16 protein-coding genes are annotated in these 21,234 nt (G+C 71.6%); 8 read left to right on the top strand and 8 right to left on the bottom strand.

The window, feature by feature from the left end:
• The first annotated feature begins 15 nt into the window (after nt 1-15).
• Nucleotides 16-486: a DUF3237 domain-containing protein gene (locus HZ992_RS24945; RefSeq protein ID WP_209384528.1), complete on the top strand. Its 471-nt coding sequence runs from the start codon at nt 16-18 to the stop codon at nt 484-486.
• On the opposite strand, the gene HZ992_RS24940 is transcribed toward HZ992_RS24945, so the two are convergent.
• From HZ992_RS24940 to HZ992_RS24930, 3 genes are read right to left on the bottom strand one after another with little or no spacing between them, the layout of a single operon-like run.
• On the bottom strand, nt 487-2,382 hold the full coding sequence (locus HZ992_RS24940; RefSeq protein ID WP_209384527.1) for a PhoX family protein: 1,896 nt from the start codon (nt 2,380-2,382) through the stop codon (nt 487-489).
• 28 nt (nt 2,383-2,410) lie between these two features.
• Nucleotides 2,411-3,238, bottom strand: a complete 828-nt coding sequence (locus tag HZ992_RS24935; RefSeq protein WP_209384526.1) for an ABC transporter permease — start codon at nt 3,236-3,238, stop codon at nt 2,411-2,413.
• 2 nt (nt 3,239-3,240) lie between these two features.
• Nucleotides 3,241-4,065: an ABC transporter ATP-binding protein gene (locus HZ992_RS24930; protein WP_209384525.1), complete on the bottom strand. Its 825-nt coding sequence runs from the start codon at nt 4,063-4,065 to the stop codon at nt 3,241-3,243.
• 135 nt (nt 4,066-4,200) lie between these two features.
• On the opposite strand from HZ992_RS24930, the gene HZ992_RS24925 reads away from it, so the two are divergent.
• Nucleotides 4,201-4,425, top strand: coding sequence for an EF-hand domain-containing protein (locus HZ992_RS24925; protein ID WP_209384524.1), 225 nt, complete (start codon nt 4,201-4,203; stop codon nt 4,423-4,425).
• 9 nt (nt 4,426-4,434) lie between these two features.
• Here HZ992_RS24925 and HZ992_RS24920 read toward each other — a convergent pair whose 3' ends face one another.
• Nucleotides 4,435-5,460 (bottom strand): ABC transporter substrate-binding protein, encoded by a 1,026-nt coding sequence (locus tag HZ992_RS24920; RefSeq protein WP_209384523.1) that lies wholly within the window; start codon nt 5,458-5,460, stop codon nt 4,435-4,437.
• A gap of 102 nt (nt 5,461-5,562) precedes the next feature.
• Here HZ992_RS24920 and HZ992_RS24915 point away from each other — a divergent pair, with 102 nt between their 5' ends.
• The 4 genes from HZ992_RS24915 to HZ992_RS24900 all read left to right on the top strand — a co-directional run bounded on the left by HZ992_RS24915 (nt 5,563) and on the right by HZ992_RS24900 (nt 9,430).
• Nucleotides 5,563-6,933, top strand: a complete 1,371-nt coding sequence (locus HZ992_RS24915) for a S1C family serine protease (protein WP_209384522.1) — start codon at nt 5,563-5,565, stop codon at nt 6,931-6,933.
• On the top strand, nt 6,921-7,940 hold the full coding sequence (locus tag HZ992_RS24910; protein ID WP_209384521.1) for an FHA domain-containing protein: 1,020 nt from the start codon (nt 6,921-6,923) through the stop codon (nt 7,938-7,940). The genes HZ992_RS24915 and HZ992_RS24910 overlap by 13 nt, the downstream gene beginning before the upstream one ends.
• A complete protein-coding gene (locus HZ992_RS24905) occupies nt 7,930-8,685 on the top strand; it encodes an SDR family oxidoreductase (protein WP_209384520.1) in 756 nt (251 codons plus the stop codon). The genes HZ992_RS24910 and HZ992_RS24905 overlap by 11 nt, the downstream gene beginning before the upstream one ends.
• Before the next feature lie 100 nt (nt 8,686-8,785).
• Nucleotides 8,786-9,430 carry a hypothetical protein gene (locus HZ992_RS24900; RefSeq protein ID WP_209384519.1) on the top strand — a complete coding sequence of 215 codons (645 nt, stop codon included), beginning with the start codon at nt 8,786-8,788 and terminating at the stop codon, nt 9,428-9,430.
• A 42-nt stretch (nt 9,431-9,472) separates the two neighbouring features.
• Here the strand turns inward: HZ992_RS24900 and HZ992_RS24895 are convergent, their stop codons facing one another.
• From HZ992_RS24895 to HZ992_RS24885, 3 genes are read right to left on the bottom strand one after another with little or no spacing between them, the layout of a single operon-like run.
• A complete protein-coding gene (locus tag HZ992_RS24895) occupies nt 9,473-10,180 on the bottom strand; it encodes a M15 family metallopeptidase (protein ID WP_209384518.1) in 708 nt (235 codons plus the stop codon).
• A gap of 28 nt (nt 10,181-10,208) precedes the next feature.
• Nucleotides 10,209-16,229 (bottom strand): DUF7379 domain-containing protein, encoded by a 6,021-nt coding sequence (locus HZ992_RS24890; RefSeq protein ID WP_209384517.1) that lies wholly within the window; start codon nt 16,227-16,229, stop codon nt 10,209-10,211.
• Nucleotides 16,230-16,286: 57 nt separating this feature from the next.
• Nucleotides 16,287-17,114 (bottom strand): caspase family protein, encoded by an 828-nt coding sequence (locus HZ992_RS24885; RefSeq protein WP_245213298.1) that lies wholly within the window; start codon nt 17,112-17,114, stop codon nt 16,287-16,289.
• A gap of 129 nt (nt 17,115-17,243) precedes the next feature.
• On the opposite strand from HZ992_RS24885, the gene HZ992_RS25950 reads away from it, so the two are divergent.
• Nucleotides 17,244-17,597: a hypothetical protein gene (locus HZ992_RS25950; protein ID WP_245213297.1), complete on the top strand. Its 354-nt coding sequence runs from the start codon at nt 17,244-17,246 to the stop codon at nt 17,595-17,597.
• A gap of 2 nt (nt 17,598-17,599) precedes the next feature.
• On the top strand, nt 17,600-20,587 hold the full coding sequence (locus tag HZ992_RS24875) for a caspase family protein (protein ID WP_209384514.1): 2,988 nt from the start codon (nt 17,600-17,602) through the stop codon (nt 20,585-20,587).
• Here the strand turns inward: HZ992_RS24875 and HZ992_RS24870 are convergent.
• Entirely contained in the window at nt 20,584-21,195 is a 612-nt protein-coding gene (locus HZ992_RS24870; protein WP_209384513.1) for a hypothetical protein, read from the bottom strand. The two genes, HZ992_RS24875 and HZ992_RS24870, sit on opposite strands and share 4 nt — an antisense overlap.
• Between the last annotated feature and the right edge of the window lie 39 nt (nt 21,196-21,234).

Raw genomic sequence — 21,234 nt, 5'->3', positions numbered from 1 at the left:
GGAAAGAGCCAGCCGATGAATCACTTCCCGCCGCCGCCCGCCCTCGTGCCGATGACGCAGATCCGCTGCGAGGTCGGTGCGCTCGTCACGCTGGGCGCGGCGCCGCTGGGAGAGCGGCGCTACGTGCCGCTGGGCGGAGGCAGCGCGCGCGGGCCGGAGCTCAACGGCACGCTGGTCGAGGGCGGCGTCGACTGGCAAATCGCGCGCGGCGACGGCGTGCTGGAGATCGCGGCGCACTACGTGATCCGCGCCGACGACGGCGGGCTCATCGAGGTGCGCAGCGAAGGCCTGCGCCACGGCCCGCCGGCGGTGATGGAGCGACTCGCGCGCGGCGAATCGGTGCCGCGCGACGACTATTTCTTCCGCACCCTCGTGCGCTTCGCCACCGGGGCTCCCGCCTGGCAGCACCTGAACAAGGTGATGGCCATCGCCTGCGGCCAGCGCGAGGCGCGCCTGGTGCTGCTCGACGTCTACCGGCTGGGCTGATCAGGCGCCGATCGGGCCGCCGTCGCGTCGCCGGATCACCACCGTGGCCGAGCGCGGCCGGCCGCCGAACGGCCAGCGAGAGTACTTGTTCAGATCGGCCGGATCGCTGCGGTCGCTCGGCGACTCGCCCGGATGCTGGACGTTGATGAACATCGAACATCCGTCCGGCGCCATGGCCGCGCCGGTGATCTCGCAGTTCACCGGGCCGGTGAGGAAGCGCCGGATCTCGCCGGTGCTGCGGTCGCAGGCCAGCATCTGGTTGTTGCCGATGTGCTCGAGTTCGCCCTTGTTCATCTGCGAGGAGTGGGCGTCGGTCTGGATCCACAGCACCCCGCGCGCATCCAGCATCAGGCCGTCGGGGCAGGCGAAGATGTCGCCCTTGATGTTGCCCTGCGCCTGCGGCCGCGCGTTGGCCGGATCGCCGGCGAGCACCAGATGGTTCCAGCGCATGGACACGCCATCGAAGTCGCCCTGCTCGACCCAGCGGATGATCTGGCCCATCACGTTGTTGGCGCGCGGGTTGGCGCCATCGACGCCGGGCATGTCCTTTGCGCCCCGCGCGCTGTTGTTGGTCAGCGTGCAGTAGACCTCGCGGCGCTCCGCGTCGATCGCCAGCCACTCGGGCCGGTCCATCTTCGTGGCGCCGAGCCGGTCGCTCGCCTGGCGGCTCTTGATGAGCACCTCGCCCTGGTCAGCGAAGCCGTTCGCTGCGGTAAGCGGCCCCTGGCCGTGCACCAGAGGCAGCCAGCGGCCGCTGCCATCGGCATCGAAGCGCGCGACGTAGAGCGTGCCATGGTCGAGCAGTTCGCGGTTGGCCTTCGCGCCGCCGGGCGCGATGCGGTCGCGGCTGACGAACTTGTAGATGTACTCGAAGCGCGCATCCTCGCCCGAATAGACCACCGCGCGGCCGTCCTTCGTCACCGCGACCCAGGCGCCCTCGTGTGCGGCGCGGCCGAGCGCAGTGCGCTTGACGGGCGTGCTCGACGGGTCCATCGGATCGATCTCGACCACCCAGCCGAAGCGGTGGAACTCGTTGGGGTGGCGGCGCGAATCGAAGCGCTCGTCGTGCTCGCCCCATCGGTAGAAGCTGCTCTTGCGCAGGCCCCAGCGCTTCTGGTCGGCATCAGGCGCATCGCCGCCGTCGAAGTAGAAGGCCCAGTTCTCCTCCCCGGACAGGTAGGTGCCCCAAGGTGTCATGCCGCTCGCGCAGTTGTTCAGCGTGCCCAGCACGGTTCGGCCTTCGGGGTCGGCGGCCGTCTTCATCAGCGCGTGGCCCGCGGCGGGCCCCTGCACGGCAAACGGCGTGAAGGCAGTGAATCGCCGAGCGAAAGTCGACGGCCGCACCATCTGCCAGCGGCCTTGCTTCAGCTCGACCTCGATCACCGCGACGCCGTGCGCGGCCTGCGACTTGCGCACCTTCTCGGCGCTCCAAGTCTTCAGGCCGTCGGCGTGCAGCAGGCCATCGTCGACGTACTCGTGGTTCATCGCCAGCAGGCCGCGCGAGCCGGTGGCGTCCAGTGCGTAGAAGTGGATGCCGTCGTGGTGCATGCCCATCTGCAGCGCCTGCTCGGCGGCGGTGTTGCTCGCATCCTCGCGCCAGGCCGGCATGGCCCCGGCCACGCCGACCGGTTCGCCCCAGGGCGCCAGCACCTCGGCCACGTAGCCCTCGGGCACCACCACCGCATCGGCCGTCGAGGCGCCGATGCCCTTGAAGCCCAGCAGCGGCCCGCGGCCCGGCACCGTGGCACACGCGCCCAGCCAGGGGGCCAGCACAGCGCCCACCAAGGTGCCCAATCCGCCCTGCACCCAGGTGCGCCGCGCCGGGTCCGACACCTCGTGGATGCCCGGATTGGTCGAACGGTTGCTGTCTTCCATCGAATCGAAGTCTTTCGCCACCAGCGTCTCCCCTTGTGGAATGGATCGATCAGAGTTTCTCGGTCTCGCCGCTTCTGGGCTGCCATTTCATCAGCCGGCGTTCGAGCCGGCCGACCGCGCCGTCGAGCACCAGCGCGAAGGCGGTCAGCACCAGGATGCCGGCCATCACGGTGTTGATGTCGAAGGCGCCCTCGGCCTGCAGGATCAGGTAGCCCACCCCGCGCGAGGAGCCCAGGTACTCGCCCACCACCGCTCCGACGAAGGCCAGGCCCACGCTGGTGTGCAGCGAGCTGAACACCCAGCTCGTGGCGCTGGGCAGGTACACGTGGCGCAGCAGCTGCCGCGGGCTGGCACCGAGCATGCGGACGTTGGCCAGCACCACCGGGCTCACCTCCTTCACGCCCTGGTAGACGTTGAAGAAGACGATGAAGAACACCAGCGTGACGCCCAGCGCCACCTTGCTGGCGATGCCCAGCCCGAACCAGACCGCGAAGATCGGCGCGAGGATCACCCGCGGCATGCTGTTCAGCGCCTTGATGTAGGGGTCGAGGATCGCTGCGGCCATCGGGCTGAGCGCAAGCCACAGGCCGCAAGCCAGCCCCAGCGCCGTGCCGATGCCGAAGGCCAGCACCGTCTCGACCAGCGTGACCCACAGGTGCTGGTAGATGTCGGCGTTGCCGACGAACCAGGCCCAGATGCGCGCGAAGATCACCAGCGGCTCGCCGAAGAAGAAGGCCGCCTGGCGGTCGTTCTCGAACACGACGGGCGGGATCAGGCCCGGCTTCGTCAGCACGTGCCACAGGCCGAACACCGCCACCAGCACGGCGAGCTGCCACAGACGGAGGTTGCCGGGGCGCGGCTTGATCAGCTTCCACATGGTCAGGCGGCGAGTTGCTGCTGGTAGCCCTTGAGCACCTCGTCCCGCAGCACCGCCCAGATGGCCTGGTGCAGCTCGATGAAGCGAGGCGTGGTGCGCACCTCCGCCACGTCGCGCGGACGCTCGAGGTCGACGATGAACTCGCCGATCGGCCGCGAGGCCGGCCCGGCCGACAGCACGACGACACGGTCGCTCATCGCGATCGCCTCGTCGAGGTCGTGGGTGATGAACAACACCGCCTTCCTTTTCGCCGCCCACAGTGCCAGCACCTCGTTCTCCATCAGCTGGCGCGTCTGGATGTCGAGCGCTGAGAAGGGCTCGTCCATCAGGATGATGTCGGGGTCGAGCGCGAGCGTCTGTGCCAGCGAGGTGCGCTTGCGCATGCCGCCGGAGAGCTGGTGCGGGTAGCGGTCGCCGAAGCCGCCCAGGCCGACGCGGCGCAGCCACTCCTGCGCCTGCGACTGCGCGTCAGGCGCGCCGCGGAACTCCAGTCCCGCCATCACATTGCCCAGCGCGGTGCGCCATGGCATCAGGCTCTCGGCCTGGAACATGTAGCCGGCGCGCGTGTTGATGCCGGCCAGCGACTGGCCGAACACCTGCACCGTGCCGCTGCTCGGTGCCAGCAGCCCGGCGGCCACGTTGAGCAGCGTGCTCTTGCCGCAACCGGTGGGGCCGACCACGCTGACGAATTCGCCTGCGCCGACCGTCAGCGTCACGTCGCGCACGGCGGTGTAGCGCTGCGCCGGATCGTTGCGGTCGACGAAGGTGCAACTCACGGCGTCGAGCGCGAGCGCGTCGGATGTCGGGGATGGGGGCGGGGCTTTCACGTTGTCGGCACTCAATGGGCCCGCGCAGTGTAGGGATGCTGCGCGAGCGACGGAACTTCGCTGAATGCGCCGCGCTCCATGCAGCCGCAGTGCGCGCTGCGTTCGTTCCAAACCCCCGCCAATGGAGAATTGACGATGAAGATCCGTCTGCTGACCCCGATCGCCCTGCTGGCCGCATCGGCCAGCGCCTTCGCGGCCGATGCGCCGAAGAAGCCCCCCGCCGCGCCGAAGGAATCCGCCGCCAAGCCGGCCGAGACCGGCCGCGATTGGAGCCGCATCGACACCAACAAGGACGGCCTCATCTCGCCCGAGGAGATGGAGAAGTTCCTTGCCGACAACCCGGGGCCGCTCAAGAAGTAGTGCCCGCGCTCAGCCCTTCGGGTACTTCGCCAGTGCCTTGCGAGCGAACTCGTTGGTGTAGACGGCGGCAAGGTCGAACTTCACGTCCTTGAGCGTCGCATCGATGCTCTGCAGGGCACGTGCGGCGGTGGCCGCGCCTGCCTCGGGGAACAGCCCGTCGGCCGACAGTGCGCCCTTGGCGGCCATGAAGGCGTCGATGTAGACGGCGCGGTCGCCGAGCAGGTAGTTCTCCGGCACAGCCTTGATGATGTCGGCCGCGCCGGCGGCCTGGATCCACTTGTCGGCACGCACGATCGCATTGGCCAGCGCCTGCGCGGTGGCCGGGTTCTTGTCGATGAAGCTCTGCGGTGCGTAGAGGCAGGCCGCGGGCATCGGGCCGCCGAACACCTTCTCGGCCTCGGCGACGATTCGCGTGTCGGAGATCACCTTGAGATCGCCCGAACGCTGCAGCAGCGTGATCACCGGGTCGAGATTGCTCATCGCGTCGATCTGGCCGGCGCGCATCGCCGCCACCGCGCCGCTGCCCGCGCCCACGCCGACGATGGACACATCGCTGGGCTTCAGGCCGGCCTTGGCGAGCACGAAGTTGGCCATCACGTTGGTCGACGAGCCCGGCGCCGTGACGCCGATCTTCTTGCCCTTCAGGTCGGCGACGGTCTTGAAGTTCGGCATCGTCTTCGGGTTCACGCCCAGCACGATCTGCGGCGCGCGGCCTTGCAGCACGAAGGCACGCAGTGCCTGCCCCTTGGACTGCATGTTCAGTGTGTGCTCGAACGCGCCTGAGACGACGTCGGCGCTGCCGCCGACCACCGCACGCAGCGCCTGGGAGCCGCCGGCGAAGTCGGCGATGGTCAGGTCCAGCCCCTCGGCCTTGAAGAAGCCCTGCGACTCGGCGATGGTCAGGGGCAGGTAATACAGCAGGTTCTTGCCGCCCACGGCGATGGTGAGCTTGGGCTTCTCCAGCGCCTGCGCGCGCACGAGGGCGGGCAGTCCCAGCAGCGTGGAAGTTGCGGCGAGCAGGGTGCGGCGTTGCATGGCGTGGGCGTCAGGAGTGTCGGCCTTCGATTCTGGCGCGGCCCCACCCTGGCCGAACCCGGGGTAAACGCACAACGAAGCGTCCCCGTAGAATGGTTTTCAATGACGCCCGCCCGCCTTCGCGGCTGCAGCCGCCTCGCCCGGGTCGGCTTGGCGGCGTGCGCGCTCGCCGCGGCCTTCGCGGCCCCCGCCCAGACCGCGCCGCCGTCCGCGGCATCCGCCGCCGCGGCCGATGCCGGCCCCGACAGCGGCACCATGCTGTCCTTGTCGGCACGCAAGGTCTACGAGCAGGCGCGCTCGCAGCTCGTGCAGATCCGCACGGTGCTCAAGGGCCGCGCGAGCCAGACCTCGGTCGGCTCGGGCTTCTTCGTCACGCCAGACGGCCACATCATCACCAACTTCCACGTCGTCAGCCAGGCTGCGCTCAAGCCCGAGCGGCACGACCTGGTCTACGTCACCGCCGACGGCCGCGAGGCGCCGCTGACCATCCTGCAGATCGACGTGCTGCACGACCTGGCCTTGCTGAAGGCCGGCGACGCGCCGGCACGCCGCTTCGATGCACTGGCGCTGCGTCCGGCGGCCCGGTCGCTGGCACAGGGCGAGCGCATCTACTCGCTGGGCAACCCGCTGGACGTGGGCTTCGCGGTGATGGAGGGCAACTACAACGGCCTGGTACGGCGCAGCTTCTACCCGCAGATCTTCTTCGGCGGCGCGCTGTCCGCCGGCATGAGCGGCGGCCCGGCGCTCGACCAGGACGGCCAGGTGATCGGCGTGAACGTGGCGCGGCGTGTCGACGGCGAGCAGGTCAGCTTCCTGGTGCCGGCGAACTTCGTCGCCGCGCTGCTGGCGCGCGGCCGCGAAGCGGCGCCGCTGAAGACTCCCGCCTATGCCACCGTCGCGGCGCAGTTGCAAGCCCACCAGGGCGAGCTCACCGAACGTTTCATCCGCCAGGGCTGGAAGCCGCAGACGCACCCGCGCTACCGCGTGCCGGTGCCGCCCGACGAATTCATGCGCTGCTGGGGCGGCAGCGAGGTCTCGCGCACCGGCGGCATGGACCTGGAGCGCTCCGACTGCGTGATGGACACGCACATCTTCGCCGGCGAGTTCAACATCGGTGCGATCTCGGTGCGCCACGAGAGCTACGACGGCAGCAAGATCGGCGCGATGCGCTTCGCGGCGCGCCACGCGCAGAGCTTTCGCAACGAGACGTTCACGCGGCTGCGCGCCGAGCAGCAGACCAAGCCGCAGTGCCAGGAAGACTTCGTCGACCGGCAAGGCCTGGTGCTGCGCGCGGTGGTCTGCCTGCGTGCCTACAAGAGGCTGCCGCAGCTGTACGACCTGTCCGTGCTGGTGGCCACGCTCGACCAGCCCGCGGGCGGCGTGCAGGGTCGCTTCGACGTGCAGGGCGTGAGCTTCGCCAACGCCCAGCGCCTGACGCGCCACTACCTCGAGGCCTACGAATGGGTGAAGTGAGCTCGCCCGAGGTGCTGGCCGTGCTCGAGGTGCTCGACCGCGAGGGCCAGGTGCGGCAGTCGCACCGGGTCACCGCCTGGCCGGTGCACATCGGCCGCGCACTCGACAACGACCTGTCGCTGCCCGACCCGCACGTCGCCGCCCACCATGCGGTCATCGACCACGGCGAGTCCGGCCTGGTGCTGCAGGCGCTGCAGACGCACAACGGTGTGCAGGTCGGACGCCGGCGCCTGCGCGGCGGCGAGCGCGAACTGCTGCGCGACGATGGCGCGCCGCTGGAGCTGACCGCCGGCCGCACGCATTTGCGCTTGCGCCGGGCCGGCGAGGCGCTGCCCCCCGAGATGCCGCTGGCCGCCGCCGCGACCTGGTTGCGCCGCGTCGGCCCGACGCTGGCCGCGGGCACCGGGCTGGCCCTGGCGCTGGCCTTCAGCACCTGGCTCGACAGCGACCCCGACACCTTCGCCCGGGCCCTCGGCGCCGCCGCGCTCACCGCGGTGATGGGTGCGGCGCTGTGGGTGGCGCTGTGGGCCCTGCTGTCGAAGACCTTCACGCGGCAGACGCATGCCGACTGGCACCTGAAGGTGTTCCTGATCGCGTCGCTGACCTGGGTCGTGATCGCCGTGGTGCCCGACCTGCTCGCGTTCTCGCTGTCGTGGCCCTGGGTCGGCGATTTCGGCTTCGTGCTCGGTTATGCGGTGGGGGCGGCGGCGCTGTACTTCCACCTGACGGCGGTGGAGCCGGGCCGGCTGCGGCTCATGCGCGGCGTGGCCGTGATGGCGTTCATCGGCGGCGTCGGCCTGACGCTGTGGTCCAACCACCAGCGCAGCGACCGGCTCGGCGCCGAGCTCTACATGAGCCACCTGTTCCCGCCGGCGCTGCGCGTCGCCAAACCGGTGCCGGCCGATCGTTTCGTCGAGGGACTGGCTGCGCTGCAACCGGTGCTCGATGCCAAGGCCAAGGAAGCGCCGCTGTCCGACGGCGGCTCGGGAGGCAGCGATGAAGAGTGACACCACCACCGTGCTGGTGACCGGCGGCAGCCGCGGCATTGGCGCAGCCGCGGCCTGGCAACTCGCCCGGCAGGGCCACGCGGTGGCCGTCAACTACACACGCGACGCGGCGGCGGCCGATGCCCTGGTCGCGCGCATCCGCGCCGCCGGCGGCCAGGCGCTGGCGGTGCAGGCCGACGTGGCCGATGCGGCGCAGGTGCGGGCCATGTTCGAGCGCATCGACCGCGAGCTGCCGCGTCAGTCCGGCCTGGTCAACAACGCCGGCGTGGTGGACCAGCCGGCCCGCGTCGACGAGATGGACGCGGCGCGGCTGCAGCGCATGTTCGCGATCAACGTGTTCGGCAGCTTCCACTGCGCGCGCGAAGCGGTGCGCCGCCTGTCGACGAAACACGGCGGGCGCGGCGGCGCGATCGTCAACCTGAGCTCGGCCGCGGCGCGGCTGGGCTCGCCCGGTCAGTACGTCGACTACGCGGCGGCCAAGGGCGCCATCGACACCTTCACCGTCGGCCTGGCCAAGGAAGTCGCCACCGAGGGTATTCGTGTCAATGCCGTGCGCCCAGGCATCATCGAGACCGAGATCCACGCCTCCGGCGGCATCCCCGACCGCGTCCAGCAGATGGCACCGCTGGTGCCCATGCAGCGCGCCGGCAGCGCCGACGAGGTGGCGCAGGCCATCGTCTGGCTGCTGTCGGAGGCGGCAAGCTACACCACCGGCGCCATCCTCGACGTCAGCGGCGGCCGCTGACCCCGGGAAGACCCCGGGGAAGAAAAGCGCCGCGCGCGGCGTATCCCGTATACCGCCGCGGCGAGGCCGGGCGGGTCCATCACCCACAACAGGAGAGACCATGACCCGAACGACCGGCCTGATCACCATCGCGGCGGCTGCCGCGCTGCTCGCGGCCTGCGCCTCCACCCCGTCGAATCCGATGAGCTTCTTCGTCACCAGCGTCGGCAGCGGCAAGGGTGCCGACCTGGGCGGCCTGGCCGGCGCCGACGCGCATTGCGAGAAGCTGGCCGCAGCGGTGGGCGCCGGCGGCAAGGACTGGCGCGCCTACCTCAGCACCACCGGCGCGGGCAGCGTGAACGCGCGCGACCGCATCGGCAAGGGCCCCTGGCAGAACGCCAAGGGCGCCGTGATCGCCACCGATGTGGCCACGCTGCACGGCACGAACAACCTGACCAAGCAGACCGCGCTGACCGAGAAGGGCGAGCCGATCAATGGCCGCGGCGACACGCCCAACACGCACGACATGCTGACCGGCGCCACGCCCGACGGCCGCGCCATGGACGGCAGCACCGACAGCACCTGCGGCAACTGGACGAAGAGCGGCGAAGGTGCGGCCATCGTCGGCCACCACGACCGCATCGGCCTGCGCGACGACGAGCCCTCGCGCTCGTGGAATTCGTCGCACCCGTCGCGCGCGTGCAGCCAGGACGCGCTCAAGGCCACCGGCGGCAACGGCCTCTTCTACTGCTTCGCGGCCAAGTAGATGGAGCCCCCGGCCGCGGGGTACCGCGGCCCGGGGCAGTCATCAGTACCCGCTGCAGTACTGGAAGTGCATCGGGTCCTTGTTGGACCCGCTCCAGCGTCCGCCCCAGGTGAAGCCGTGGCGCTCGAACAGGGCCACCAGCGCCGGGTCCATGTCGCCGGCGGTGCCCATGGCGTTGGTGCGGGCGTTCAGGTCGATGGCGATGCCCCAGCTGTGCGTCGAGGGCTTGGCCTGGCCGCGCTTCATGCGCCAGGTGTAGCCGCCGCCGTAGGTCTTCACCGACTTCTGCAGGCCGCTGCGCACGATCTCGGCGAACACGGCTTCGAGCAGCGGCACGATGAGCTTGTGGCAGCGGATGCCACTGGCGCTCTTGCTGGTGTCCCAGTCGAGCGGGATCGTGAACGGCAGTGCGGCGCGCGCCATGAACTGCTGCTCCCACTTCGGGTCGGCGGTGCCGTCGTCGCGGGCAAAGGCGCGGATGTCGCCGAAGGTGGCGATGATCGCCGCCATGCCGTTGGGCGCCGGCGGCCAGGGCGCGACGGCAGCGCGAGCGCCGGCCGGCAGGGCGGCACGCGCCTTCGCCGCACGTTGCCGCGGCGGCAGCGCGATGGACTGGCCCGGCACCACGTCCTTCACGCCAGCCAGGCCGTTGTAGTCGGCCAGCGCGGCGGCGAGCCGGCGGTCGCCGAGCAGGTGTTCGGCGACGCTGCCGAGCGTTTCGCCCTTGCGCAGGATGTGGGCCTTGGCCATGGTCGTGCTCCTCCGGATCGTTGTGGGTTCAGCGTTTGCGGGCGGCGGCCTTGCGCACCGCCGCCTTGCGCGGTGCGGCCTTGCGGGGGGCCGCCTTCTTGGCGGGGGGTGGGGCCGCGCGGCGTTTCGGCTGGGCATCGGGCGGCGCGGCCGCCGGCGCCCAGTCCGCCGGGTTGACCGGGCGGTCTCCGCGCGGGCCGCGGCGCGGCTGGATGCGCTGCACCAGCTGCAGCAGCCGGTCGGCGGTTCGGCGCAGGCTCTCGTCGCGCTGCTGTACGAGAGACAGCGCATCGCAGAAGCGCGACATGATCTCCAGCTGCTTGACGACGGCATACATCTGCGCCGGCTTGACCGCGACACTCGAGAACGCCTGCTCGTAGGCCACGGCGAGTTCATCGAAGGCGGCCGTGCCGACGTCGTCCGCGCGTCCCAGGCTGCCGTCGAGCAGGCGCTGCGTGAGCAGCGCGTCGCTGGGCATCATCTCGTCCCACGGGTCGTCGGTGCGCTCGGCGCGCTCGTGCGCCAGCTGGCGGCACTGCTGCACCAGCACCAGGGCCGCGTCCTTGGCTGCAGGCGTGGCCCAGTCGGTGAGCGCGTCCAGCGTCAGGCGGTTCAGCGCCATGTAGAGGTTGAAGCCGGCGCTGCCCGGGAAACCTTCGGACGCGCGATAGGCCTCGGTGCTCTGCTTCAGCGCCTCGATCATCTTCTGGCCGACGGCATCGAACGCCTTCGGCTCCAGCCCGCCCTTGAGCAGCTGCCGCGCATGCAGGCTGGCCTTGCGCTTCCAGGCGCTGCCGCGCATGGCGTCGCGTTTGCTGCTGCGCGGCAGTGCCGCACCGACCGCAGCACCGGTGGCCACACCGGCCAGCGCGCCATCCTGCAACCCGGCCAGTTCGTCCAGCGCAGCGAGCCGGCGCAGCGACAGCTCGAACGAGCGCTCGCCCTCGGCCACCTGCTGAGCGAGGTCGTCTTCGAGGCCGTACTCGGCGCGCCAGTCGCCCAGTTGCGCCTCGATGAAGGCCATGTCCTCGATCACGCGCAGCGGCACGTCGGCGCCTCCCGCTTCGGCCTGGATCGCCTGGCTGAACGCCGCGTAGGCGCGCTCCAGGTGGCCCAGCGCCAGGAAGTAGTCACCCAGCGACGTCAGCAGCTCGGGGCGGCGGCGCCAGCCCAGCGGGCAGCGCTCGGCGACCAGGCGATCGGCCTGCTCGACGCGAGCCTCCACCTGCTTCCACGACAGCTCCTCGCCGCGGCGCAGCAGGTCGGCGTTGCGGCGCGCGAGTTCGTCGCGCACCTCGTCGATCGCAACGTACATCGGCGGCCTCTGCACGCGCTCGAGCTGCTCGGCGCGAGCGTCGGCCATCCAGCCGGGGTCGCCGTAGGCCTGGAAGGCACCCCAGGTGATGTCCTGCCCCTTGCCGGCGTCCCAGGCGGCTTCGCGCGCTTCGAAGACCGCCAGGCCGAACGGCTTCTGGCCCTGCAGCAGTTCGCGGTAGAAGACCTCGCCGAAGGTGCGCGCGATGTCATCGTTGACGGCCCAGCCGGCGACCACGACGCAGCGCACGCCGATCTCGATCAGCTCGCGCGCGATGCTCGCCGCCAGCTTGTTGCCGGTGCGGCCGAGGTCGACCTGGGCCAGGTGGCAGCAGTTCAGGAACACCAGGTCCGGCACCACCTCCATCGAGCCGATCTCGGCGGCGGTGATCAGCAGCCCGTCGGAGAGCACCACGCCGCTGCGCCGGCTGCCATCGATGTGGCGCTGGTTGAACACGCCGTGCGCCGACAGGTGCAGCATGCGCCAGGGCTGCTGGTACAGCGCGGCCAGCACGCCGGTGGCATCGGCCGCGTCGCCAGCGAGCTCCTTGACGTCGAACTCGAGGTGGCGCAGCACCGCCGCGATGGCCTTCGCCTCGGACTCGGCGCCGGGCAGATCGGGCGGCGGCGAGCAGGGCTGCCCCTTCGAGTCGAGGAACCACGCATCGAAGCCATGCACCGACGGGTTGCCGACCACCAGGGCCGTGCGCTTCGGGCTCTGCCGCACGTTGCGGCGGAACGTGGCGGTGGCGAACTGGCGCACCACGGCCGAGCGCAGGGCCAGCGGCACGCCGATCTTGTCGGCCCCGCCTTCGCCGCCGGCCACCGGGTCGTCGGCGAGCATCAGCTCCCAGGGCAGGTTGGCGGTGTACTCGTCGACCACCAGCACGACGCGGTCGAGCTGGCGCGCGGCGTCCTTGAAGTCGTGCGGCACCATCAGCTGGAACAGCATGCGGCCGAACTCCGGCCGCCACAGCGCGCTGTGGATCTGCTGGCGCACCAGCGTCTCGATCAGCCCGGGCTGGCGCTGCAGCGACACCGACTCCGCGCGCGCACGCTGCCCGACGTAGAGGAAGCGCAGCTTCTCGCCGATGGCGGTGCGCGCGGCGCCATCGTCGGCCCGCGCCGGCAAGGCGGCGGCCGGCGGCGCGTCGCGCTCGGCCTGGGTGATCATCAGCCGCGGCCAGTAGCTCTGCCGCATGTCGGCATACAAGCGCGGGCGCACGCTGTCGTTCTGGTCGATCTCCTCGCGGAAGCTCAGCAGCGTGCCCTGCTGGGCGGCCAGCGGCGCGAGCCGGCGGCAGGCCTCGCGCAGCGCATAGCCGGCACTGATGGCGATGTCGAGATAGAGCTCGACGATGTCGAGCCGGCTGACGCGGATGCTGCTGCGCGTGACGGCGGCAAACTTGGCGTTGCCTTCCAGCACACCGCGCACCAGCGACTCGACCGAGGCCGCCACGGTCAGGTTGACGGCCGAGTTGTAGCCGATCAGCAGCGCGGCCAGCGGGACCTCGCGCTGTGCCTCGCCGAGCAGGTCGGCGACCTGCAGCAGGTAGCGCAGCACGCCGGTGCGCACCGCATCGACCAGCATCGCGGGGCTCAGCGAACCGTCGTACTTGCCCAGGCCGGTGACGATGGCGCCGGCCAGCGGCCGTCCGTCCGCGCAGCGGTTGCCCGAGCCGCCGAGCACCACCGCCGCTGTGCCGAGCGGGCCGGCATACACGCCCAGGCTGTAGCGTTCGCTGAGGTCACCGCCGAGCAGGTCGCGGTCGATCAGCAACTGCGGGCCGGCGATCGTGTCCTGCTCGTACTGGCCGACCATGATCGGCTGCTGCACCGAACGCAGGTCCATCGCCTTGACGGCCACCTCGAGGCGGAACTTCGGCGGCTTGGGCACGCGGTCGTTCACCGCGCCGCCGAGCAGGCCCAGCTCGACCGTGCTCGGGTCGTCGGCGGTCGGCGGGCCGGCGTCGTAGCTGACCGGCTGGTCGTCCTCCGCGGCGCGCAGCACCGGCGGCTGCGTGAGCAGGCCGGCGGTGGCGCCGTTCTCCAGCAGCTCGACGATCGCGCCGAAGTAGGCCTCGGTGGACGGCAGGTCGCCGTGCACCGCCGGCATGTAGTAGAAGCTGCCGATGCCGCCGATGCGGCCGGACTCCCAGGTGACGGTGCCGTCGCCGCGCGTCGTGCCCACCATGCGCAGGCGGCCGCCCTGCTCGCGCACGCCGCAGGGCGTGTTGCGCGCCACGCCGAACACGTAGACGCTCTTCTTCTCGTAGTCGGCCGGCAGCGCGGGCCGCTCGCGGCCGTCCTGCGTCCACAGCCAGGCGGCCGAGTCGAGCACCGGCTGCGGCGGCGTGCCCGCCTTGCCGTCGCCGAACCACAGGTCGCGCACCTTGCCCTTCATCGCCAGCCAGGTCGGCGCCTGCTGGTACTCGAAGAAGGCGCCGCCGTCGCTCTGGCCCTGGAAGATGTCGACGAAGCCCGGCTTGGGCAGCAGCTGAAGCGCGCCGCGGAAGCCGGCGACGATGTCGAGCACCTCCTGCATGTCGTGCGTCAGGTCCAGGCGTACCAGCGTGCGCAGCGTGTCGCCCTTGCCGAGCAGGTTCTCGACCATCGAGTGCGCGCCCTGGTGCGGCGTGCCGAGCATGACCAGCCGCGAGCCCGGGCGCTTCATCACCGCATCCATCACGGGGCGGCGCTTGTGGATGCAGGCGCGCACCACCAGGCCGCCCATGCTGTGCGCGAGCAGGCGGATCGGCCGGTCGGTCTGCTGCAGCAGGCGGTCGAGGAACTCGCCCAGCCGGTCGGCCAGCACGTCCAGCGGCTGCCGCCAGTCGTACGGGAAACGTTCGACGCGGTGGGTGCGCGACAGCTCCTTGCACAGCTTGCCGTAGAACATGCCGAACAGCTCGTCGGCCTCGATGCCGGGCTGCTCGAAGGCGATCTTGGCCAGCCCGCCGGAGGCGATGTCCAGCGGGTCGAACCAGACGCGGTCGCTGCGGTTGGCGCGCAGATGCGAGCCCATCACGCCGGGCAGCACCACCACCACCGGACGATCGGCCGCCTCGACGTCGCGGCTCGCGCGCGATGCCTCGGCCAGCGCGGCGGCGTATTCGCCCGGCGCCGGCAGCGTGCGGAACATGTCGAGCGCGCGCGGCTCGGCCTCGACCAGCCAGTCGCGCAGCGCGGCGCGCGTGTCGACGTTGCTGAAGTAGCGGAAGTGCGAGACGTCGGCGCCGCGGTCGAAGAGCACGCGCGCCGAGGCCTTGGGCGCGATGCCGGCGAGCATCGCGGTGGTGTTGACGACGAGGTCGTTGTCGTCGTTGTCGAACAGCAGGAAGTCGGTGAGCAGCACGCCCAGACGCTTGAGCAGGTGGCCGCCCTGGATGTCGCCGGCGATCACCGCCATCGCGAGGCCGTCGCGCACCGGCGCGTCGCGCAGCAGCCGCGCCATCGGCGAATCCGGCAGCATCGCCTCGATGCCGGGCACCAGGTGCGCGTTGGTGCGGTTCTTCGCAACCTCGATGACGACACGCTTGAAGGCCGAGTAGAACGGGCTGCCGAAGAACAGCGGCACCTGGCCGATCAGCGTCAACAGGCCGGACAGGAACACGTCGAAGTTGCCGCTGGCCAGCTTGGTGCCGTTGGCGGGGCTGGCCGCGCGCACGTAGCGCTGCACCACCGGGCGCCGGTCGCGCAGCAGGTGGGCCAGGGATCTCAGCTGGTCGCGCTGCTGCGCATGCGCCTGCTGCAACTCGCCGATGACGCGCCGCGCCTCGTCCGGATCGGCATCGCCGGTGCCGGGGAAGGCGTAGGCATAACGCTCGATCAGCGCGTCGAAGTCGCCCAGGCACAGCAGGTCGGCGACCAGGCCACCGCGCGAATGCGAGACCAGGCTCACCTGCGCGCCGCGCGGCAGCGCGCTGACCAGCTCGATCGCGTTCTCGATCGGGCCCTGCGACAGCGTGCGGTGCTCGAAGGCGAAGATGCCGCCGGGGAACTGGCGCTCGAGCGCAGCCCACAGGTCGCGGTCGCCGTTGCGCAGCTCGCCGAAGCTGCCCAGCGTGCTCGATCCGGTACCGTGCACGAACACCAGCATCGGCTGCTGCAGCGCTTCGCTGGCCGAAGCCAGGTCGGCCGGCTGGAGGTCTTCGGCCTTGCCGGTGCCGCCGACCCAGCGGTACAGGCCCGGCTGCCGGTCCAGCCGCTTCTCGATGGCCCACATCAATGCCTTGGTGCCGGCCCAGCTGACCCCCAGCTCGGCCCGGTTGCCGACCTGCGACAGCGCCTCGTCGACGATCGCATCCGGTACGCCGCCGGCCACGAAGGTATAGACCTTCGACAGCAGCCCGCCGACGGCCTCGCCGATGCCGCGCCCGGGCGCGGCGCCCGCCGTGCGCAGCTTCTCGAGCAGCACTTCGCCCTCGGGGCCGAGCAGCTCTGGCCGGGTGCGCGCGAGTGCGTCGTGCAGGCGCGCCGCGCTGGTGATCAGCGTGCTGCCGTCGGCCAGTTCGAGCACGACGATCTCGCTGTCCTGCGCCGTCAGCGCCTGCTGCGTGGCGGCGTCGTCGCCGCTGCGCGCGGTGGCGCTGACGTCGAAGGTTCCCGTGGCCTGCAGGTAGCCACTGGGCAGGAACGGATCCTGCGCCTGCGTGCCCGAGCGTGCCGTGCCCTGCAGCAGCGCGGGCAGCTGCGGCGCGGCGGCGCGCCCTGCCAGCTTGATCTGGATCGCCATCGCGAAGGCTCCTCGGTGTGTTCTCGTTGCGGCGGCGCACGCGCCGGCAGGGGGCCGTCAGCCGAAGACGGGTCGCTTGCGGGCTGCGGCGCTGCCCACGATCTGCGGTGACTGCGGATAACTGGCCGAGGGCAGCGAGGCCGGCGTGACCGCCGCATGCCAGTCGGCGTAGCTGGCCGTGGGCGGCAGCGACTTCAGCGCCTTCAGCGCGAAGTGGGTGAAGGCGCCGTTGGGCCGGCCACGGATGCGCGCGTCGAAGCTGAAGTTGTTCGGCCCCTCCTTGCAGCCGGACAGCAGCAGATCGCCGCCGCCTCGCGACACCGCCCGCGCGAACGGCGACTCGCCGGAGCTCACCGCGGCGGGCTTGCCGGCGGCTGCACGCGGCAGCCGCTCGGGCGGCAGCCAGGCGGCCATCGGCATGAAGCGCGGGCGCGGCAGGTCGGCATCGTCGCTGCCGGGCACGGCGCGCGTCACCGTGCCCGAGTGGCAGCTGTCGGAGATCAGCACCAGGTGCACTCCGCCCTTGCGCGAGGCGAAGATGGCGTGGATCTCGTCGTCGAGCAGCGCGCCGCCGGTCTTCAGGTCATACGGGCACAGGCCCTCGTCGAGACCGTCGCTTTCGTCGCCGCTGGCATCGGGCACGAAGGTGCCGTGGCCGGAGAAGGTGATCACCACCGTGTCGCCGGCAGCGGCCGCGCCGATCACCTCGCGCATGGCGGCGAGCATCGCGGCCTTCGTCGCCTGGGCGTCAAGCAGGCGCCTGACCTCGAAGCCGCGGGCACCGAGCTCGTCGGCCCAGTCGTTCGCGTCGTTCACACAACCAGCCAGGTCCATCTGGGTGCCCGGGTAATTGTTGATGCCGATGCACAGTGCGCGCCGTGTCATCGCTGTCTCCTGCAGAGGGGGCCCCAGTCTAGGACTCGTGCCGGGGGCGGACAAGGGCAAGCTCTCCCCTGTTTGAACCGGCATGCGGCGCTGGTGGCGGCCCGGCATTTCTGCTACCTTGCGCCGGCCATGACCGAAGACAATCCGCTGCCCTTCGTCATCCGCTTCGAGTCGGCGTCGCTGGCCGACGCGGGCCGGCATGCGGCCGCGCTGCGCGAAGTCATGCTCGACATGTCGTCGCAGGTGCAGGCGCAGCTCGAACGCGTGGCGGGCGACACCATGGATCTGGGCAGCAGCCTGCGCGCGAACGTACCGGCGCCGGCGGTCATGCCGGTATCGCGCGGGATGGCCGACTACCTGGCGCGCGAGCGGCCCGGCATGGTGGTGATCGAGCACCAGGGCCGCGTCGTCTACCGCGGCGACGGCACCGACCCGGGCCACATCGCCCGGGCCCTGGCGGGCCGCGACGGGCGGGGCTGGTAGCCGTGTCCAGCGGCGCCGCCAGCGCGGCGACGACGCAGGTCATCCTGCTCGGGGCCGGCACCTACCCGTACGACCCGCGGCTGTCCAACCCGCGCTTTCGCGCTTCCGCCGACGCCGTGCGCCGCTACTTCGAAGACCCGGCCGGCTTCGGCCTGCCCGCGGGCCGCTTGCTCGACCTGTACGACAGCGACGAGGCCGCGCCGCGGCTCGGCCAGCGCATCCGCGACTTCCTGCGCGAGGGCGCGGCGGTGTGCAAGGACGTGATCGTCTACTACATCGGCCACGGCTCCTTCGACGACAAGGAGTACCTGCTGTCGCTGCACGATTCCCGCCAGGACGCGCCCGACACGCGCTACCGCTTCAAGCACCTGCACCAGGCCGTCAAGTCCGAGGCGCGCCATGCGCGCAAGTACTTCGTGCTCGACTGCTGCTTCGCCAGCGCGGCGGTGCGCGAGATGATGAGCGACGATGCCGCGGCGCAGGTCGTCATCGGGGAGGTGCGCGACGGCGCCAAGGACGACGAACCGCAGAAGGGCACTGCGCTGCTGTGCGCCAGCAGCCAGAGCGAGCCGGCGCGGGCGCCGGCCGACGAGACCTACACCATGTTCACCGGCGCGCTGCTCGAGGCGCTGCGCGCCGACGACGGCACGCCGCGCCGGCTCACGCTGAACCAGGCGCGCGACCGCGCCTACGCGATCATGCGCGAGCGCTTCCGCGGCGACGCGGTGCGGCCGCAGGTGCATTCGCCGGACCAGTCCAAGGGCGACATCGCCTCGGCGATCGGGCTGCTGCCGATGCTCACCGCGGCCACGGGCGCGGCCGCCGGCGCGCGCAAGCCGGCGACGCACGGCGCCATTGCCGACGCGCTGGCCGAGGGCGCGCTGCCCGGCGGCCCGGCGCTGCGCTGCGTCGTCGTGGCCGCGCAGCGCCCGCCCGGCCCCGCCGACACGCCGCTGCTGCAGCACGTGCGCCGCGCCTTCGACCACACCGGGCCGGCCATCCTCGAGGCCGCCGGCAGCCAGGGCCCTGTGCAGTTGGCCGAACTGGCCGTGGCGCGCGCCTTCGAATCGCCGGAGAACCTGGTGCGTGCCGTGCAGGCGCTGTGCCGCGCCGAGGTGGCCGTGTTCGACCTCACCGGCTTCGAGCCGGGCGTGGTGTTCCTGCTCGGCGTGCGCTCGGTGGCGCGGCGCGGTGTCACCGTGTGCAGCGTGGGCGGCGAACACCGCGTGGGCGAGCACATCGACATCCCCTTCAACCTGCAGCTGCTCAACCTGTCTGCGCATTCGGCGCAGCAGGTGCGCATGGGCGAGGGCCTGCGCCCCTGGGACCTGCTGGCGCGCAAGTTCGAGACCGGCCTGCGCGACCTGGCCAAGCTGCCGCACTACCTCGACCTGCCGGCCTTCGACTCGGTGCGCCAGCTCGGCCTGGAATCGAGCGCCTACAAGGGCATCGGCCACGCCGAGCAGGTGCTCGTGCTGTGCCCCTTCTCGGTCGAGTACCGCGAGCGCAACTGGACCAGCACCATCGCCGCAGAGCTGCCCGGCAAGCTGTCGCGGCGGCTGCGCGATGGCGGCGGGCCGCGCGACGCGCAACCGCGCCTGGCGCGGCTGCTCGACCTCGACACGCCGCGCCTGGTGGCGCAGACGCTGTTCGAATCGATCCGGCGCACCGACATGTGCCTGATCGACTGGACGGCGCTGCGCCCGAACGTGATGTACGAGGCCGGCGTGCGGCTGGCGACGAACCGCCTCGGCGCGGTGCACATCATCGAGGCGCGCGACGGCGCCGCGGTGCTGCCCGAAGGCACGCCGGTGCACGCGCAGGCCATGATGCGGCTCTTCGAGCCGCTGCCCTACAGCTGCGAAGCCGGCGACGACCAGGCCTTCGAGCAGATGATCGACCGCTTCGAGGCCACGCTCGCGGCCGATCGCCGCGGCGAGGTCGGGCTCGTCTACCGCGCCGTCGGCGAGGCACTCGACAGCGACGCCTCGGCCCACCCGCCGGCGGTGGACGACGAGCTGGTGCAGGACGCCAACCTGCTTTTCAGCGACGACCAGGAGAGCACGGGCATCTCGCCGATCCTGTTCCACGACGTCGGCAAGTCGCTCATCGAGCGCTCGCGCCGCGCCGCGCAGGAGCGGCGACTGGCCGCCTGGCTCTACATGCACTGGCGCTACAGCGCCGCCGAGCTGGCCGGCGACCCGCAGCGCGCGCTGCAGTTCGACCTGCTGTCGGTGCAGGTGCGGCGCTGGGCGCGGCAGGGCGGGCGCGCCGATCTGGTCCAGCTGGTCGGTACCAGCGCAGTGCGTGCGGCCGGCGACCCGGGCACCCACTTGCCCCGCCTGGCGGCCCGAGTCAAGGCGCGCAAGGAAGAAGCCAAGGACTGCCGCGACGCCGCCGACCTGCCCGGCGCCGTGGCCGTGCTCGAGCAGACGGTGGCGATGCTGCGCGCCTCGCCATGGCACGCGACGCTGTTCGACGACGGCGCGGCGTCCGAGGGCGAGCAGGCCCTGGCGGCGCACCTGGCCGACTGCCTGGGCATGCTCGGCGGCAACCACCGGCGGCTCGACCAGCTCGACCAGGCCCTGCTCGCCTTCCAGGACGGCGCGCGCATCGAGGCGGCCGAGCGCCTGGAGGTGCTGAGCTCGTACAACCTCGTCAATGCCATCGTGCTGCCGATCGAGATGAAGCAGAGCACCGCGACGCAGCAGCGCGCTTCGCTGCGCAAGGCAGTCGAGGCCATCGCGCGGCAGGTGCACGGCGCGCGGCGCAACGACCGCTGGGCCTGGGCCGACCTCGGCCAGTGCCAGCTGCTGCTCGGCGAAGCGGGCGACGCCCACACCAGCTACGCGCGCATGCGCAGCCTCGGCGATGCCGACACCTTGAAATCGGTGCTGCCAGTGCTGCAGCGCCTGCTCGAGGCCTTGCGCGGGCGCGATGACCCGATCGCCGACACCCTGGCGCAGGGCATCGCCGAACTGCAAGCCTAGGCTCTGTTCACACTGCGGAGGCGGCGGGTATCGATCCAGGTCACCGGCACGCCCTGGCGGCGGGCCTGTTCGACCAGGTGATCGGTGCCGCCCGGACCGTCGCCGCCGCCGCCGTCCCACAGGCAGATCAGGCGCAGGCGCGAATCCCCGAATCCGAGTGCGGTGTCGAGCATCCAGCGGTTGCAGCGTTCGAAGGGGCTGCCAGCGGCCTCGGGCAACAACAGCGGCGCCAGCGAGAGGCGCGCGCGCACGTGCGACCACGCGGCACACCAGCGCGCTGATTCGGCGCTCGGCGCGACGGCTCGGCGCACGAACTCGGCCTCGGGCAGCGGCAGCATCAGCTGCAGCGGAACGCCACGCTCCTGGCAGGCGTGGGCGAAGAGCAGGTCGCCCCCCGCCGAGCCCTGCGTGATCGCCAGGTCCTGCGGCCCCGCCTGCCAGTGGGCGAGCGCCTCGTCGATGCGGCGCGCGGCGGCCGCCACCTTGCCGGGCGGGAAGCGCGGCTGCGGCCGATCCGGCGCATCGACCCGGTGGCCCGAGAACAGCAGCACCTGTCGCGGCTCGAAGCCGGGCGCGGGGCGGGTGGCGATGCGGTCGTGCGGCGGCATGGGCCGGCGGAGCATACTGCGGCGCACCGCCACCCCCTG

The sequence above is a fragment of the Rhizobacter sp. AJA081-3 genome (assembly GCF_017795745.1).
Taxonomy (GTDB): Bacteria; Pseudomonadota; Gammaproteobacteria; order Burkholderiales; family Burkholderiaceae_C; genus Piscinibacter.
Note: the sequence above shows the minus strand (reverse complement) of the source record. Positions and strands in the feature narration are given on the sequence as shown.